The sequence below is a fragment of the Janibacter sp. CX7 genome, from assembly GCF_024362365.1.
Taxonomy (GTDB): domain Bacteria; phylum Actinomycetota; class Actinomycetes; order Actinomycetales; family Dermatophilaceae; genus Janibacter.
Window position 1 is genome coordinate 1373916 of record NZ_CP101464.1, and the last position, 16022, is coordinate 1389937.

At 74.0% G+C, this 16022-nt stretch carries 15 protein-coding genes; 10 read left to right on the forward strand and 5 right to left on the reverse strand.

Annotated elements, in window-relative coordinates:
• Both NMQ01_RS06730 and NMQ01_RS06735 read left to right on the forward strand, forming a co-directional pair.
• Positions 1 to 1359, forward strand: a complete 1359-nt coding sequence (locus tag NMQ01_RS06730) for an LLM class flavin-dependent oxidoreductase (RefSeq protein WP_255186090.1) — start codon at positions 1 to 3, stop codon at positions 1357 to 1359.
• Entirely contained in the window at positions 1356 to 2264 is a 909-nt protein-coding gene (locus NMQ01_RS06735; protein WP_255186091.1) for a TauD/TfdA family dioxygenase, read from the forward strand. The genes NMQ01_RS06730 and NMQ01_RS06735 overlap by 4 nt, the downstream gene beginning before the upstream one ends.
• Positions 2265 to 2274: 10 nt before the next feature.
• On the opposite strand, the gene pknB is transcribed toward NMQ01_RS06735, so the two are convergent.
• Positions 2275 to 4221, reverse strand: a complete 1947-nt coding sequence (pknB, locus tag NMQ01_RS06740; protein WP_255186092.1) for a Stk1 family PASTA domain-containing Ser/Thr kinase — start codon at positions 4219 to 4221, stop codon at positions 2275 to 2277.
• Between the two features lie 35 nt (positions 4222 to 4256).
• Entirely contained in the window at positions 4257 to 5399 is a 1143-nt protein-coding gene (locus NMQ01_RS06745; protein WP_255186093.1) for a LysM peptidoglycan-binding domain-containing protein, read from the reverse strand.
• Between the two features lie 206 nt (positions 5400 to 5605).
• Here NMQ01_RS06745 and NMQ01_RS06750 point away from each other — a divergent pair, with 206 nt between their 5' ends.
• Positions 5606 to 5983 (forward strand): Rv2175c family DNA-binding protein, encoded by a 378-nt coding sequence (locus NMQ01_RS06750; protein WP_255186094.1) that lies wholly within the window; start codon positions 5606 to 5608, stop codon positions 5981 to 5983.
• A gap of 3 nt (positions 5984 to 5986) precedes the next feature.
• On the opposite strand, the gene NMQ01_RS06755 is transcribed toward NMQ01_RS06750, so the two are convergent.
• Entirely contained in the window at positions 5987 to 7072 is a 1086-nt protein-coding gene (locus NMQ01_RS06755) for a polyprenyl synthetase family protein (RefSeq protein ID WP_255186332.1), read from the reverse strand.
• 161 nt (positions 7073 to 7233) lie between these two features.
• Here NMQ01_RS06755 and NMQ01_RS06760 point away from each other — a divergent pair, with 161 nt between their 5' ends.
• The 7 genes from NMQ01_RS06760 (at position 7234) to NMQ01_RS06790 (ending at position 15007) form a co-directional block, all read left to right on the forward strand.
• Positions 7234 to 7551, forward strand: a complete 318-nt coding sequence (locus NMQ01_RS06760; RefSeq protein ID WP_255186095.1) for a DUF6504 family protein — start codon at positions 7234 to 7236, stop codon at positions 7549 to 7551.
• A 6-nt stretch (positions 7552 to 7557) separates the two neighbouring features.
• A complete protein-coding gene (locus NMQ01_RS06765; RefSeq protein WP_255186096.1) occupies positions 7558 to 8067 on the forward strand; it encodes an SAV_6107 family HEPN domain-containing protein in 510 nt (169 codons plus the stop codon).
• Positions 8064 to 11822 carry a DNA polymerase III subunit alpha gene (locus NMQ01_RS06770; protein ID WP_255186097.1) on the forward strand — a complete coding sequence of 1253 codons (3759 nt, stop codon included), beginning with the start codon at positions 8064 to 8066 and terminating at the stop codon, positions 11820 to 11822. Before NMQ01_RS06765 ends, NMQ01_RS06770 begins: the two co-directional genes overlap by 4 nt.
• 138 nt (positions 11823 to 11960) lie before the next feature.
• Positions 11961 to 12329, forward strand: coding sequence for a DUF4440 domain-containing protein (locus NMQ01_RS06775; protein WP_255186098.1), 369 nt, complete (start codon positions 11961 to 11963; stop codon positions 12327 to 12329).
• 104 nt (positions 12330 to 12433) lie between these two features.
• Positions 12434 to 13213, forward strand: a complete 780-nt coding sequence (locus NMQ01_RS06780) for a bifunctional 2-polyprenyl-6-hydroxyphenol methylase/3-demethylubiquinol 3-O-methyltransferase UbiG (protein WP_255186099.1) — start codon at positions 12434 to 12436, stop codon at positions 13211 to 13213.
• Between the two features lie 7 nt (positions 13214 to 13220).
• Positions 13221 to 14489, forward strand: a complete 1269-nt coding sequence (gene dinB, locus NMQ01_RS06785) for a DNA polymerase IV (RefSeq protein WP_255186100.1) — start codon at positions 13221 to 13223, stop codon at positions 14487 to 14489.
• A gap of 80 nt (positions 14490 to 14569) precedes the next feature.
• Entirely contained in the window at positions 14570 to 15007 is a 438-nt protein-coding gene (locus NMQ01_RS06790) for a DUF3040 domain-containing protein (RefSeq protein ID WP_255186101.1), read from the forward strand.
• Positions 15008 to 15076: 69 nt separating this feature from the next.
• Here NMQ01_RS06790 and NMQ01_RS06795 read toward each other — a convergent pair whose 3' ends face one another.
• Both NMQ01_RS06795 and NMQ01_RS06800 read right to left on the reverse strand, forming a co-directional pair.
• The gene (locus NMQ01_RS06795; protein WP_255186102.1) at positions 15077 to 15592 is read right to left on the reverse strand and encodes a DUF456 domain-containing protein; all 516 of its coding nucleotides are present in this window, start codon (positions 15590 to 15592) and stop codon (positions 15077 to 15079) included.
• Between the two features lie 13 nt (positions 15593 to 15605).
• On the reverse strand, positions 15606 to 15830 hold the full coding sequence (locus NMQ01_RS06800) for a hypothetical protein (RefSeq protein ID WP_072624437.1): 225 nt from the start codon (positions 15828 to 15830) through the stop codon (positions 15606 to 15608).
• Between the last annotated feature and the right edge of the window lie 192 nt (positions 15831 to 16022).

Below are 16022 nucleotides of genomic sequence, written 5' to 3' on the forward strand. Positions count from 1 at the left end.
ATGACCACGCAACGCCAGCTCCACCTCAATGCCTTCATCATGCCCAACGGCCACCACGAGGCCGCCTGGCGGCATCCCTCGGCCGATCCCGTGCGGGCGCGGACCCTGCAGCACTACGTCGACATCGCGCGCACCGCCGAGCGCGGTCGCCTCGACTCGGTCTTCCTCGCCGACGTCGTCGGGCTTCCCGACAACGTGCGGCACAACTCGCACTCGGGCTTCGAGCCGCTGACCCTGCTCTCCGCGCTCGCCGCGAGCACCGAGCACGTCGGGCTCATCGCGACGGCCTCGACGACCTACAACCACCCCTACACGCTGGCGCGGGCCTTCGCCTCGCTCGACCACCTGAGCGGCGGGCGCGCCGGGTGGAACATCGTCACCTCCGGGTCGACGGTCGAGGCGGGCAACTTCGGCATCGAGCGTCCCGACCACGACCGGCGCTACGCGCGGGCCGAGGAGTTCGTCCAGGTCGTCGCCGCGCTCTGGGACAGCTTCGGCGACGGCGCGATCGTCGCTGATGCGGCGGGCGGGACCTATGCCGACACCGACCGGATCTCGCCGATCGACCACCACGGCGAGTTCTTCGACGTGGCCGGCCCGCTCAACGTGCCGCGACCGGTCCAGGGCTACCCGCTGCTCGTCCAAGCCGGGTCGTCCGAGGCGGGCAAGGCCTATGCCGCGCAGTACGCCGAGGCGGTCTTCACCGCCCAGCAGACCTTGCAGGACGGCATCGACTTCTCCGACGACCTCAAGCGTCGACTGGCGCAGCACGGCCGCTCCCGCGACGAGCTGCTCGTGCTGCCCGGCATCAGCCCGATCATCGGGTCGACGCAGGAGGAGGCGCAGCGGCTCGAGGCCGAGATCAACGCCGGCATCGTCCCGGCCTACGGCCTGGCCCAGCTGAGCGCGATGCTCGACGTCGAGCTGACCGAGGAGCACCTCGACGCGCCGCTGCCGCACGTCGAGCGCATCACCCAGGGCAACCAGAGCCGCTTCACCCTCGTCACCGAGCTCGCCCGTCGCGAGGACCTGACGGTGCGCCAGCTCATCGAGCGACTCGCCGGCGGCCGGGGGCACCGCGTGCTCGCCGGCACGCCCGAGCAGATCGCCGAAGACCTCGAGACGTGGTTCACCCAGGGGGCGGCCGACGGCTTCAACATCATGCCGCCGACCTACCCCCAGGGCCTCGAGGTCTTCGTCGACACCGTCGTGCCGATCCTGCAGGAGCGGGGCCTCTTCCGCCGCGAGTACACGGGCACGACCCTGCGCGAGCACTACGGTCTCGCCCGCCCGGCGGCCGGCCACATCAGCAGCACCCACCCCACCAGCACGTCCACCACGAAGGAGCACGCAGCATGAGCACCGCACCCATCCGCGACATCCGCAAGATCACCGGCCGGATCGGCGCCGAGGTCGTCGGCGTCGACATCACCGCCCCGCTCGACGAGCCGACCCTGCGCTTCGTCCGCGAGGCCCTCGACGAGCACAAGGCGCTCGTCTTCAGGGGCGCGCCGCTCGACGGCGAGGGCCAGCAGCGCTTCGCCGCCCAGCTCGGCGAGCTGACGACGGCCCACCCGACGGTCGCCTCGGTCGAGGGCGCTCCGCGCGTCCTGCCGGTCGCCTCGGAGACCTTCGGCGGGTCCGCGGCCAACCACTGGCACACCGACGTCACCTTCGTCCAGGCGCCCCCGGCCTACACGACCCTGTCGAGCAAGGTCGTGCCGCCGCACGGCGGCGAGACCCTCATCTCCAACACGGCCGCGGCCTACCGCGACCTGCCCGAGCCGCTGCGGCGCCTTGCCGACGGCCTGTGGGCCGTGCACACCAACGACTACGACTACGCGACGCCGCCGGAGGAGCACGACGACGCGCTCAAGGAGCGCCGGGCCGAGTTCACCTCGCAGACCTTCGAGACCGAGCACCCGGTCGTGCGGGTCCACCCGCGCACGGGGGAGCGCGGCCTCTACCTCGGTGGCTTCGTCTCCCGCTTCGTCGGGCTGTCGAAGACCGAGAGCCGGGACATCCTGCGCCTGCTCCAGAGCTATGTCACCCGCCCGGAAAATGTCGTCCGGGTCGTCTGGGAGCCCGACCAGCTGGTGATCTTCGACAACCAGATCACCCAGCACTACGCCCCGGACAACTACGACGGCCTGCCCCGCCGGCTCGAGCGGGTCACCGTCGCCGGTGAGGTCCCGGTCGGCATCGACGGCGAGCGCAGCCGGTCGATCACGGGTGACGCCTCGCACTACGCGCCGGCGGTCTGACCCCCCTTCGTCAGACGACGAGGATCGTGACCGTCGAGCCCTTGGGGGCGGTGCCGCCGCTCGGGCGCGAGGCGCGCACCTCGTCGAGCGGCCCGCCGAGGAAGGTCTGGACCGAGACCTTGAAGCCCGCCGCCTGCAGCTTGCTCGTCGCCGCAGAGCGGCTCAGGCCCTCGACCGACGGGACGGCGACCATCTCCGGGCCCTTGGAGACGGTGATCGTCACCGTCTCACCGGGAAGGAGGGTGCCGCTGCTGGGGGACTGGCTGATGACCGAACCCTTGGGCACGGTCGTCGAGTAGGCGTCGTCGGCGCGGGTGGCCTCGAGCCCGGCCTTCTCGATCGCGGTCGTCGCGGCCTCGGCGCCCTGCCCCGTCACCGTCGGCACGGCCACCGGCTCGGGGCCCTTGGAGACGACGAGGGAGACCTTGGCGTCGCGCTTGACCTCGGTGCCCGCGGCCGGCGAGGTCGAGACGATCTCGCCGGCCGGCACCTCGTCGTCGTAGGCCTCGGTCGTCGTGCCGAGCGCCAGGTGGCGGGAGCCGAGCGAGGTCCTGGCCTGCGCTGCGGTGCGGCCCGCCAGGTCGGGGACCTCGTAGCGCTCGGGACCCTTGGACACGACGACGGTGACGTCGGACCCCTTCGACAGCTCGGTGCCGACCGGCGGGTTGGACGTGATGACCTCGCCCTTGGGCACCTGCTCGTCGAAGGCCGTGGACTCGACGTAGGACAGGTCGCCGTCCTGCGTGACGCTGGCCTCGGCGTCGGCGCGGGAGAGGCCGGTGACGTCGGGGACGAGGACCGTGCTGCCGGGCCCCTCCTGCGTCCACCACCAGCCGCCGCCGACGGCGAGCGCGGCGACGAGCAGGAGTGCGGCAAGGGCTGCCGGCCACCGCTTCCGGGTCGAAGGGAGGTCCGCTGCGGTCGTCGAGGCACCGCCTCCGGCAGCACCGCCGCCGTCGCCGGTCCGGATCGCCTGGGTCCGCTCGGGGCGCGGGTGCGCGACGGTCGCGGCCGCGCCACCACGTGCGGCGCCACCTCGTGACGTGCGGTCGCTGCCGTCGCCCCCGTCGGAGGGTGCGACCTGCGGCCGCCGGTCCAGCTCCTGGGCCGACAGGCCGGCGCGCACGCGCTGCAGCTCGGCGAGGTAGGCGCCCGCGTCGCGCGGACGCTCATCGGGGTCGCGGGCGGTGGCCAGCGCGACGAGGTCGTCGAGCTCGGGCGGCAGGTCGGCCACCCGCTCCGACGGCAGCGGCACCGACCCGTGCACGTGCTGGAAGGCGACATGGATCGGCGACTCGCCGTCGACCGCGCGACGGCCCGTGAGCAGCTCGAAGAGGATCAGCCCGCACGCGTAGACGTCGCTGCGGGCATCGGCGATGCCGCGCTCGACCTGCTCGGGGGAGAGGTAGGCGACGGTGCCGAAGAGCACCCCGTCCTCGGCGGTCGTCGTCTGCGAGGTGACCGCCCGGGCCAGGCCGAAGTCGGCGACCTTGATGGCGCCCCGGTCGGGGATGAGGATGTTCTCGGGCTTGACGTCGCGGTGGATGTAGCCGGCCTCGTGGGCCGCGGCCAGCCCGGTGAGCACGGGCTCGAGGACGTCGAGCGCGGCGCGGACGGTGAGCGCGCCCTCGGCGTCGACCACGGCGCGCGCGGTGCGGCCCTCGACGTACTCCATGGCGAGGAAGACCTGACCGCCGTCCTCGCCCTGGTCGAAGACGGGCACGACGTTGGGGTGGCTCAGCCGTGCGGCCGAGCGGGCCTCACGACGAAACCTGGAGACGAAGGTCTCGTCCGCCGCGAGGTCGGGACGCATGACCTTGAGCGCGACCTCGCGGTCGAGCCGGGTGTCGGTCGCGAGCAGCACCGTGGCCATCCCGCCGTCGGCGAGGTGCCGCAGCACGCGGTAGCGACCGTCGACGAGGTCGCCGACGAGCGGGTGCGTGGATGCGGTGGTCACGCCCAAAGTCTAGGTTCGCCCCCTTCGTCAGCCCGTCACATCCGCGTCCGGAGTGCCTTGACGTTGGCGACGTACTGCTTGGTGTCGGCGTACATGCCGTGGGACTCGACCGAGGCGAGGCCCTGGTAGTAGCCGGCGATGGCGTCGGAGGTCGTGTCGGCCTGCTGGGTCAGGACCTTGAGCAGGAGCACGCCCGCGGTGATGTTGTCGTCCGTGTCGAGCAGGTCGAGCTCACGGCCGGCCAGCTGCGAGGTCCACTCACCGGTGCTCGGGATGACCTGCATGGCGCCGACGGCATTGGCGACGGAGACCTGCCCCATGTCCCAGCCCGACTCCTGGTAGGAGATGGCCAGGGCGAGCGAGGGGTCGACGCCGTGCTGGCGGGCGATGCGAGTGATCTTGGCCCGGGTCTCGTCGCGGCTCGGCACACCGCGGGAGGCCAGGGTCGCGCGGTTGCGGTCGGCGGCGGAGACGATGTGGTCGGCGTAGGTGCGGCCGGCGAAGGTGTTCTTCGAGGTCTTCGCGGGGGTGGCCTTGCGCGGCGCGGAGCCGGTGACCTTGAGCTTGGTGCCCGGGTGGATGAAGTCGCTCGTGCTGATGTGGTTGAGCTTCGCCAGGCGGGTGACGCTCATGCTGCGGCGGGCGGCGATGCCGGAGAGGGTCTCGCCGGAGCGGACCGTGTGGGTCGACGTGGCGGCGGGGCGGGCCGTCGCCCGCTTGGCCGGCTTGGCGGCGACACCGGTGACGCGCAGCGTCTGCCCGGGGTGGATGAAGCCCTGGCCGAGGCCGTTGAGGCTGCGCAGCCGGTCGACGCTCATCCGGTGGCGGGCGGCGATGCCGGAGAGGGTGTCGCCGCTGCGGACGGTGTAGCCGCGGGTGGAGCCGGAGCGGGCCGGCTTGCGCACGGTGGACGAAGGGGAGGACGCGCCGGAGCGGCCCGGCACCGTCAGGCGCTGGCCCGGGTGGATGAAGTCGCTGGCGGCCAGGCCGTTGCGGGAGAGCAGGGCGCCGGGGGAGACGTGGTAGCGGGCGGCGATGTCGTAGACCGTCTCGCCGGAGCGGACGGTGTGGTGGCGGCCGCCGGCCGAGGAGGTGACGTGCGTGGTGGTCTCGGCGGTCAGGTCGACGGTCGGGGCCACGGGCGTGGCCGGCACGGGGACGATGAGCGGAAGGACCAAGGGGGACTCCGATGTTCGGGGCGCAGGGGACGCCCGGTGGGCAGCGGGGCGAGGTGCTGTGCCGAGACGCATGTTGTGCATGTGACTCGTGTGGCGTATGTGGTTTCGCTGGCGACGGTACCGAAGATCCGTGCCCGAGGCGGGATGAACGGCGTGGCGGGCCCCCTTCGTCGCTCGTGGCCGGGGCGGCTGACACACTGGCGGGCGTGGACGAGACCCCTGCCGTGACCCCTGGACCGACCCCCGACGAGACGCAGTGGCTGACCCTGCCGGACGTCGCCGAGCGCCTCGGGGTGCGGCTGGGCGACGTGCGCCGCATGCTCGAGGAGCGTCAGCTGGTGGCGGTGCGTCGCGGTGAGCGCAAGGTGCTGTCGGTGCCGGTCGACTTCCTCGGTGAGGAGGGGCCGCTGCCGGAGCTCGCGGGGACCTTCACCGTCCTGTCGGACCATGCCTTCGCCGACGACGAGATCGTCGAGTGGATGTTTGCCCACGACGACACGCTGCCCGGTGGGTCGACCCCGATCGCGGCGATCCGCGCCGGCTTCAAGACCGAGGTGCGCCGCCGGGCGATGGAGGAGGCCTAGGCCTCAGGTGGCGCGGGCCGTCGTCGCGTCGACGAGCTCGGCGAGCACCTCGCGGGCCTCGTCGGCGATGCCGGTGGCCTGCTCGAGCGCATCGCGTGCGACCTGTGCGCCCTCGGCGATGTCGCGCTCGACGGCGTCGAGCGCACCCGTGGCGACGATGAGCTCGCGGAAGGCCTCGACCTCGTCGGTGCCCAGGTCCGGCGCGCCGAGCCACTGGTCGACCCGGGTCGCGGTGACGTCGTCGCCACCGGCGAGGGTGTGCGCGATGAGGACGGTGCGCTTGCCCTCGCGCAGGTCGTCGCCGGCGGGCTTGCCGGTGACCTCCGGGTCGCCGAAGACGCCGAGCACGTCGTCGCGCAGCTGGAAGGCCTCGCCGAGCGCCAGGCCGTAGCGGGAGAGGGCGGCGAGGTCGTCGGCGCTCGCGCCGCCGGCGGTCGCACCGATGAGCAGGGGGTGCTCGATGGAGTACTTCGCGCTCTTGTAGCGGATGACCTTGCGGGCCCACTCGATGCGCTCGTCGTCGGCGAGGTCGTGCCACGGGCGCATCGAGGTGACGATGTCGAGGAACTGCCCTCCCATGAGCTGGCCGCGCATCCGCTCGAAGACCGGACGGGCGGCGGCGAGGGCCGCGGTCGGCAGCCCGCTGTCGGCGTAGAGATCGTCGCACCAGCCGAGGCAGAGGTTGCCGGCGAGGATCGCGCCGGCGGTGCCGAAGCGCTCGGGGTCGCCGTGCCAGGCCCGCTCGGCGTGGGAGCGGGCGAGGGCGCGGTGCAGCGCCGGCTGGCCGCGTCGGGTCTCGCTGTCGTCCATGACGTCGTCGTGGATGAGCGCGGCGGCCTGGAAGAGCTCCATCGACGCCGCGAGGGTGATCGCCCCGTCGTCGTCGGGCTGCCCGGCGGCCCGCCAGCCCCAGTAGGCGAAGCCGGCGCGCAGCCGCTTGCCGCCCTGCAGCAGGCTACGGACGGGGGTGGTCAGGTCGACGACGTCGGGCCCGATCTCGGCGAGCTCGCCGCCCCAGCGGTCGAGCTCGGTGTCGATGCGGGCCTGGACGCGCGAGCGCAGGTCGGCGCGGTCCAGCGGGTGCGGCACGGGGGCTCCAGTGACGAAGGGGGCGGGGCGGGTGTCGGTGGTCCGTGGTCGGATCACCGGGTCGCGACCAGCCTACGTCGGGCGGGGTGGCCGGGGTTGACGGGGTGTCGGCACCCCGGGCTACTGTTGTTCGAACAGGTGTTCGAGCAGAAGGAGTGGTCATGGTCAGGCTCGTCGAGGAGGCCATCGAGGTGCGGGTGGGCGACCCGCAGCCGGCGGGTGGCGCAGCCCCCGAGCAGTTCCTGTGGCGGGGGCGGCTCTACCGGGTGACGGAGGTCGTCGACCACTGGCAGGAGCGGCACGCGTGGTGGCGCTCGACCGGTGAGAGGGCGCTCGCGCAGGTCCCGCTCGCCCGTGAGGTGTGGCGGGTGAGCGCCCAGCGGGGCCGCGCGAGCAGCCCGGGCGTCTACGACCTCGGGGTCGACGGCGACGGCACGTCGGGCGGGGCCGGCTGGCTCCTTCTGCGGACCCAGGACTGAGGCGCGATGGCTGCCGTCCCCGTCCTGCACCCCGAGCGCCTCGACGCCGCGCTCGACCTGCTCGCCGCCGCCGGCGAGAGTCTCGCGACCGCGCACATGGCCCGCACCGTCGCCGGGCGCAGCGCCGGCACCAAGCTCGCCGTGCTGCGGGCGGCCGCCGCGGTCCTCACCGTCCGGGGGAGGCCCGCCCCGGCGGAGTCGCCCGGGCACGGCGCCGGTGGGACCACCCGTGGCCCGGTCGACGTGTGGCGCCTGCTGCCGCGGGTCGCGCCCGAGCTGACCGAGTGGGCCGACTTCTTCGCGACCGTCCTGCCCGAGGGCGGCGCCCGCCCCGGCGTCGGGGCGGCCGGGCCGATGAGCGTGCGCGAGGTCGACGACCTGCTGCGCCAGGGCGAGGACTTCGTGCGGATCGCGGCGGGCACCCTCGGGCTGCCCCCGGTCCGGGTCACCGCCGACCTCGTCGCCATCCCCCCGTCGCACGACCTCGAGGACATGCGAAGGGGGGAGGCCGGGTGAGCTTCGCCCACCTGCACGTGGCGTCGGGCTTCTCCCTTCGTCATGGCACGACGACACCGGAGGACCTCGTGGCCCGGGCCGCGGAGCTCGGGCAGCCGGCGCTCGCCCTCACCGACCGCGACGGGCTCTACGGGGCGGTGCGGTTCGTCCGGGCGGCGACCGCCGCAGGCATCGCGCCGGTGCTCGGGGTCGACCTCGCCGTCGACGGCGGGGGCCGGGCCCCGGCAGGTGCCCGACGCACCCCGGTGCGCGGCGGTGCGCAGGTCGACCCGCGCCACCCCCGGGTCACCGTGCTCGCCCGTGGTGCCGGCGCCGGGGTGCCGCACGGGGTCGGCTGGGCACGGCTGTGCCGGCTCGTCAGCGAGGTGCACCTCACGGGGGAGCGCGGCGAGGCCGTGGCGACCGCGGCGATGATCGCCCGGCACGCCGCTTCGCCCGGACCCGACGAGCCCGCGCCGCTCCTCGTCCTGCTCGGCCCGACCTCCGACGTCGGCGCCGCGCTGCTCGCCCGCCGGCCCGACCTCGCCCGCGAGCGGCTGCGCGCCTGGCAGCGGCTGCTGCCGCCGGGCGCCATGGCGATCGAGGTCGTCGACCACGGCGGCCCGCCGGGCACACCGGCCTCGACCGGGCACGCGGCCCACCTGCTCGGGCTCGCCGATGCCTGCGGGGTCCCGGCCGTGCTCACCGCCGCCGTGCGGCACCTGCACCCGCAGGACGCGGCGACCGCCGACGTCCTCGACGCGACCCGCCGCCTCGTCGTCCTCGACACCCGCCACCTCGACCGGGTGACGACGGCCGGGCACCTCGCCGACGACGCGACGATGGCCGCGCGCGCCGAGCGGGTCGCGGCCGTCCTCGGCGGGGGTGCCGGTGGCTTCGCCTGCGCCAGCCCCCGGCAGCGGGCCGCGGCGCTGCTCGAGGAGACGGCCCGCACGGCGATGGCGTGCGCGCTCGACGACCGCCGCGACCTCGGCATCGGCCGGGTGCACCTGCCCGAGGCGCGCGTCCTCGGGCTGCGCCCCGACGAGGACCCGCAGGCGGTGCTCGCGCAGCGCTGCCGGGCGGCCATCGGCGAGCGCTACCCCGACGCGTCGCCGGCGGTGCTGCGGCAGGTGGAGGAGCGTCTGGCCGACGAGCTCGACGTCGTCGAGGCGCTGGGCTACCCGACCTACTTCCTCACCGTCGCCGAGGTCGTCGACATCATCACCGGCGCGGGGGTGCGGGTCGCCGCCCGTGGCTCCGGCGCCGGCAGCCTGGTCAACCACCTGCTCGGCATCAGCGCGATCGACCCGATCCGGCACGACCTGCTCATGGAGCGCTTCTGCTCGCCGCTGCGGGCCGAGCTGCCCGACATCGACATCGACGTCGAGTCGGCCCGCCGCACCGAGATGTATGAGCTGATCCTGCAGCGCTTCGGCCGCGACCGGGTGACGTGCGTGTCGATGATGGACACCTACAAGGCGCGGCACGCGATCCGCGACGTCGGCGCCGCGCTCGGCGTGCCGCCGGCCGAGGTCGACGAGATCGCCAAGGCCTTCCCGCACATCCGGGCCAAGGACGTGCGTTCGGCGATGGCCGAGCTGCCCGAGCTGCGCACCCGCAGCCTCGACGGCGGGCGCCTCACGACGCTCTTCGACCTCGTCGAGCGGCTCGACGGGCTGCCCCGGCACATCGCCCTGCACCCGTGCGGGGTGGTCCTGTCCGACGGCGGGCTGCTCGACCGCACCCCGGTCGAGTCGAGCTGGCTGGGCTTCCCGATGAGCCAGTTCGACAAGGACGACGTCGAGGCGCTCGGGCTGCTCAAGCTCGACGTCCTCGGCATCCGGATGCAGTCGGCGATGGCGCACGCCGTCGGCGAGGTCGAGCGGGTCACGGGGGAGCGGGTCGACCTCGACGACCGGTCCGACGTGCCCCTCGACGACCCGGCGACCTTCGCGATGATCCGCACGACCCGCACCCTCGGGTGCTTCCAGATCGAGAGCCCCGGGCAGCGCGAGCTCATCGGCAAGCTCGCGCCGACCGTCTTCGACGACCTGATCATCGACATCTCGCTCTTCCGCCCCGGTCCGGTGAAGTCCGACATGATCCGGCCCTTCCTCGAGGCGCGGCACGGGTGGAGCCGGCCGCAGTTCCTCCACGACCGGCTCGTGCCCGCGCTCGCCGAGACCGAGGGGGTCGTCGTCTTCCACGAGCAGATGCTGCGGATCATCGCCGAGACGACCGGCGCGACCCTCGCCCAGGCCGACGAGGTGCGCCGCACGATGGGCAGCCCGCAGGGGCAGGAGCGCATCGAGGCGTGGTGGCGCCCGGCGGCCGCGGCCCGCGGCTACCCGCCGGAGGACGTCGACCGCATCTGGGAGGTGCTCGCGGCCTTCGCCTCCTTCGGCTTCTGCAAGGCGCACGCGGCGGCCTTCGCCATGCCGACCTACCAGTCGGCCTGGCTCAAGGCGCACCACCCTGCGGCCTTCCTCGCCGGCGTGCTCACCCACGACCCGGGCATGTACCCCAAGCGGCTGCTCCTCGAGGAGGCCCGCTCGCTCGGCGTGACGATCCTCGGCGTCGACGTCAACGCGAGCACGGGGGAGTACCGCGTCGAGCGCGCGCCCGTCCCCGGCCGGGTGCCGGACGACCCCGACCTGCCCGACGGGTCGCCGTGGGCGATCCGGCTCTCGCTGGCGGATGTCAAGGGCATGAGCGAAGGGGAGATCGCCCACGTCGTCGCCGGGGCCCCCTTCGACTCGCTCACCGACTTCTGGCAGCGGGCCCGGGTGAGCCGGCCGGTCGTCGAGCGGCTCGTCCTCGTCGGGGCCTTCGACTCCGTCCACGGCACCGGCGCCGACCGCGGTGGGCCGGGGCTCGGCCACAGGGGGCGGCTGACCCGACGCGACCTGCTGCTCCACGTCGCCGAGCTCGACCGGTGGTCCCGGGCGACGGCGACCGGGCGCTCCCGGGGGCGGGGCGCCGGTGGCCGGGGCGCGCGGGGGCGGTCGTCCGAGGCGCCGGCCTGGGCCGCGGGGCGACCCGGGGCGCAGCAGGTGCGCACGAGCACGACGCCGACCCCGGTCGCGAGCCAGCTGACCCTCGACCTCGGTGACTCTCCGGAGCTCGGTGAGGGCGTCGGCCTGCCCGAGATGAGCGTCCCCGACCAGGTGGGCGCCGAGCTGGAGATTCTCGGGCTCGACGCCTCGCGGCACGTCATGGACTTCTACGCGCCGATGCTCGAGGCGCTCGGGGTGACCCGCAGCGCCGACCTGCTCTCGGTGCGCAGCGGTGCCCAGATCCTCGCCGCGGGGGTCAAGGTCGCGACCCAGACCCCGCCGATCCGCTCCGGGCGTCGGGTCGTCTTCCTCACCGTCGACGACGCGACCGGGCCGGTCGACGCGACCTTCTTCGAGGACGTGCAGGGGCCCTACGCGGCGACGATCTTCCACTCGTGGCTGCTGCTCGTGCGCGGCACGATCCGGCGCGCGGGGCCGCGCGGGGTCTCGGTGCTCGCCTCCGGCGCGTGGGAGCTGTCGACGCTGTGGGAGGCCTGGCAACGCGGCGGCATCACCGCCGTGCACGCCGCGCTCGACGAGGCCGACGACCTCGCCCGCGCCCGCGACGCCGCGCACCAGCAGCCTGCCGGGCACCGGGTGCTCGTCCACGCGTCGGGCTTCCGCCAGTCGCCGTGGGCCGACACCCGCCCCGCCGGCACCGGCGTCGAGCCCCCGCGCAAGCTGTGGCACTCCTCGCCCGGCAGCTCGGGCCACTGAGGGGCGTCGACCGGCCGGGGCGGGTCCCCCTTCGTCCGGGTCAAAGACGCAGCGCGTGTGGGGACACGCGCTGCGTCTTTGACCGAGGGCAGTCAGGTGGGGGACATCTCGCGCGTACCGGCGTGCGACGGTACGTGCATGCCTCACACGGATGACGCGACGCTGACCACGGTCCTGGACCTCGAGCGCGAGCTGCAGTCGCCCGAGACGCGGGCCGACAGTGGGCGGGTGCGCGACCTCCTTGCCCCGGACTTCGAGGAGGTCGGGGCATCTGGTCGGGTCTGGGACCGCGACTCGATCCTTGCGATGCTCGAGTCGGAGGCCGCGGAACACGACTCGTCGAGCATCGAGATCGACGACCTGCGAGCCCGGGTCATCGCACCGGGCGTCATCCGGGTCTCGTGGACGTCGGCCCAAGGAGAGCGCCGCGCGCGGCGCACGTCGATCTGGTGCGCACGAGAGGGCGGCTGGCGCCAGGTCCACCACCAGGGGACTCTGCTGACCTGACGGTGGACCGAGGTGGCACCGACCGGATAGTCGGTCGCGGATACCTCGACCCGGGAGCGGGGAGGCCGAAGGGGGTGTCGGCGGCGGCGACTAGGGTTGGGGCCATGAGTGAGGAGCGTGCGTGGCGACGTGGCGGCAGCGGAGTCGAGGGCAATGTCCGGACGGCAGCCGTGTGGTCCCAGGTCCGCACGCTCAGCGAGTCCCGGCAGCGTGAGCTCTCCCGGCCCCTGCGCGTCCTCGACCTCGGCGGCGGCACCGGCGGCCTGGCCGTCGCCCTCGCCGAGCAGGGGCACACCGTCACCGTCGTCGACCCCAGCCCCGACGCCCTGGCCTCGCTGAGCCGCCGGGTCGCCGAGTCCGACGCCGCCGCGCGCATCAGCGCCGTCCAGGGCGACGCCGACACCCTCGCCGGCACCGTCGCGCCCGGCAGCATCGACCTGCTGTGCTGCCACGGCACCCTCGAGTACGTCGACGACCCCACGGCCACCCTCACCCGCATCGCCGAGGTCCTCGCCCCCGGCGGGCACCTCTCCCTCGTGACCGCGCAGCGGGTCGCCGCCGTCATCGCGCGCGCGATCGCCGGGCGCTTCGACCAGGCCAGGGCCGCGCTGACCAGCGCCGACGGCCGCTGGGGCGACGACGACCCGATCCCGCGCCGCTTCGACCGCGACGAGCTCGGCGAGATGCTCACCCGGGCCGGCTTCACGACCCTCGAGGCCCGCGGCGTGCGTCTCTTCAGCGACCTCGTCCCGAGCGCCTTCGTCGACTCCGACGCCGAGCGGGCCGCCCTGCTCGAGCTCGAGGAGCTCGCCTCGGCCGACGACGGCCGCACCGGTCTGGGCGGCCTGGGGGCCGCGGTCCACCTCGTCGCCCGCCGCGACTGAGGCGACGATGAGCCGGCGTCAGTACCGGCCCCCACCGCGGGCCGGCCAGGGCCCCCCGGACGACACCGGGTGCACGATCCTGCACGTCGACATGGATGCCTTCTTCGCGTCCGCCTCCCTCATCGCCCACCCCGAGCTCGTCGGCACCCCCGTCATCATCGGTGGCGGCAACCGCGGCGTCGTGCTCTCCGCGACCTACGAGGCCCGGGCCTTCGGGGTCACCTCGGCGATGCCGATGGGCCGTGCCCGGCGGCTGTGCCCGCAGGCGACGGTCCTGCCACCCGAGCACGAGCTCTACTCGCGCATCTCCTCGGCCATCATGGCGACCTTCGCCGACATCACCCCCTTCGTCGAGCCGCTGAGCAGCGACGAGGCCTTTCTCGACGTCGCCGGAGCCGTGCGCCTCATGGGCTCGCCGGCGACGATCGCCCAGCGCATCCGCGACACCGTCGCCGACGAGCAGGGGATCACCTGCTCCGTCGGGGTCGCGAGCACGAAGTTCGTCGCCAAGCTCGCCTCCGGCCTCGCCAAGCCCGACGGGCTGCTCGTCATCCCCGCCGACGAGGTCGTCACCTTCGTCCAGCAGCTGCCCGTCGGCGCCCTGTGGGGCGTGGGGGACAAGACCGAGGAGGCCCTCGCCAGGCTGGGCCTGAAGACCGTCGCCGACATCGCCCACACCCCGCGCCAGACCCTGGTCCGCGCCCTCGGCGAGGCCACCGGCAACCACCTCCACGACCTCGCCTGGGGCCGCGACCACCGCTCCGTCGAGCCGGTGCGCCGCGAGCGGTCCATCGGCAACGAGCGCACCTACGACCACGACGTCGACGACCCCGTCGTCGTCCACCGCACCCTGCTCGCCCTGAGCGACAAGGTCGCCTCCCGGCTGCGGGGCGCCGGCCTCGTCGGCCGCACCGTGAGCATCAAGGTGCGCTTCGCCGACTTCACGACGATCACGCGCTCCCGCTCCCTTCGCGATGCCACCGACGTCTCCCGCGACATCGCCGCGCTGGCCCGTGAGCTCTACGACGCCCTCGGCCTGCAGCGGGCCCGGGTCCGGCTCGTCGGCGTGCGGGTCGAGCAGCTCTCCGAGGCCGCGTCGACCCCGGTCCAGGTCGCTCTCGACGAGCCCGAGCACGGCTGGCGCGAGGCCGACCGGGCCGTCGACCGGGCGAGCGCGCGCTTCGGCGCGGGCAGCGTGCGCCCGGCGAGCCTGCTCGGCGATCGCAGCCGACGGCAGTCCCCACCTACCGCGGGCCCCGGACGCGACCTATCATGAGAAGACCACGGCGGTACTCCCGTCGTGTGCACCCCGCGGGCACCAGCCCGCCAGACAACAGGCGTGGTCAGGAGGTCACCGTGGCGCTGTCGGAGCGCGAGCGGCAGATGCTCGAGGAGATGGAAGAAGCCATCCGGGCTGAGGACCCTCGATTTGCCTCGCAGATGAACGGCTCACGCGCGGTCGGGGGAGACCGCCGTCGCCTCGCCGTCGGCATCGTCGGTGCCCTCGCCGGTCTCGGCCTCGTCCTGCTCGGCATCAACACGATCATCTGGGTCGGCGTCGCCGGCTTCGTGGTCATCGTCGCGTCGGTCGCGCTGGCGCTGACCCCCGGGCGGCCCCGCGAGCAGCACGGTCTGGGCGTCGTCGGCTCCGACGGCACCGTCCGCAGCCCCAAGCCCCGTGGCCCCCGGTCGAAGGGGGGCGCTCGCCCCGCCCGGGCGAAGCGTCAGGGCAGCTTCATGCAGCGTCTCGAGCAGCGTTGGGAGCACCGTCGCCAGCAGGGGCAGGGCTGGTAGGTCCCCGGGAGCGTGGCTTCGGGGGTCTCGAGGGCTCGCTGGCGCTCGCCACCTCGACCACCGGGGCGATCAGTGCGCGAGGACCCCGACGGTCCAGGTCAGCGCGATGAGGGTGGCGGCCGACAGCTCGATGCCCATGCTGTGCAGCACGCCGCGCAGGGCTGACTTCGTCGCCTGCCAGGCCCGCTCGAGGTCACGGAAGCGCACGTACTCGGCGGCGAAGACGCCGAAGACGAAGCCGATCGGCAGGCCGATGCCCGGGATGACGAAGAGGCCGACGATCGCGCCGACGATCCCGAAGCCGAGCGTCATGCCGCCGACTCCCTCGCGCTTCATGCGCCGGCCGGGGATGAGGAACTGCAGGAGCAGGGTCACCGCGTAGATCGCCGCGACGACGCCGAAGGTCACCCACGCGGTCGTGCCGCCGGTGTAGCCGGCCCAGACGAGCACTCCCGCGACGCACAGGAGCAGCCCGGGCAGCACGGGGACGACGATGCCGAGGACACCCACGACGAAGAAGAGGATGCCGATCGCGAGAGCGATCGACGTCGGGTCGTGGGTGGCCTCGGCAGCCAGGGAGAGCACGGCCGGGGGCCGCTCAGCGCTCGTCGACGGGGGCCGACGCGGGGGTGCTCTCGTCGAGACGGGCGGTCTCGTCCTCGATGTCGGCGAGGTCCTTCAGTGCCGGGAGGTGCTCACGCCCATGGTGGGCGCAGAAGAGCAGCTCGCCGCCCGCGTGGAGGCGGGCGCGCACGTAGGCCTTGGCTCCGCAGCGGTCGCAGCGGTCGGCTGCGGTCAAGGGGCTGGCCAGGGTCGCGTTCACGTGTGCCTCATTTCCTGCAGTGTTGCGTGGACGTCTCGGTCAACAGTCAAACACGCGAAAGCCTTCCCGTCCCGCACCCGTTCCGCGCGGCGTGACCGAGGGCACACCGTCGCGGCGCCACCGGCGGTGCCTCCCGGGCGTCGTCGGTGGCGCGGTCTACCCTGCGAGGAGCCCACCGACCCGACGACGCAA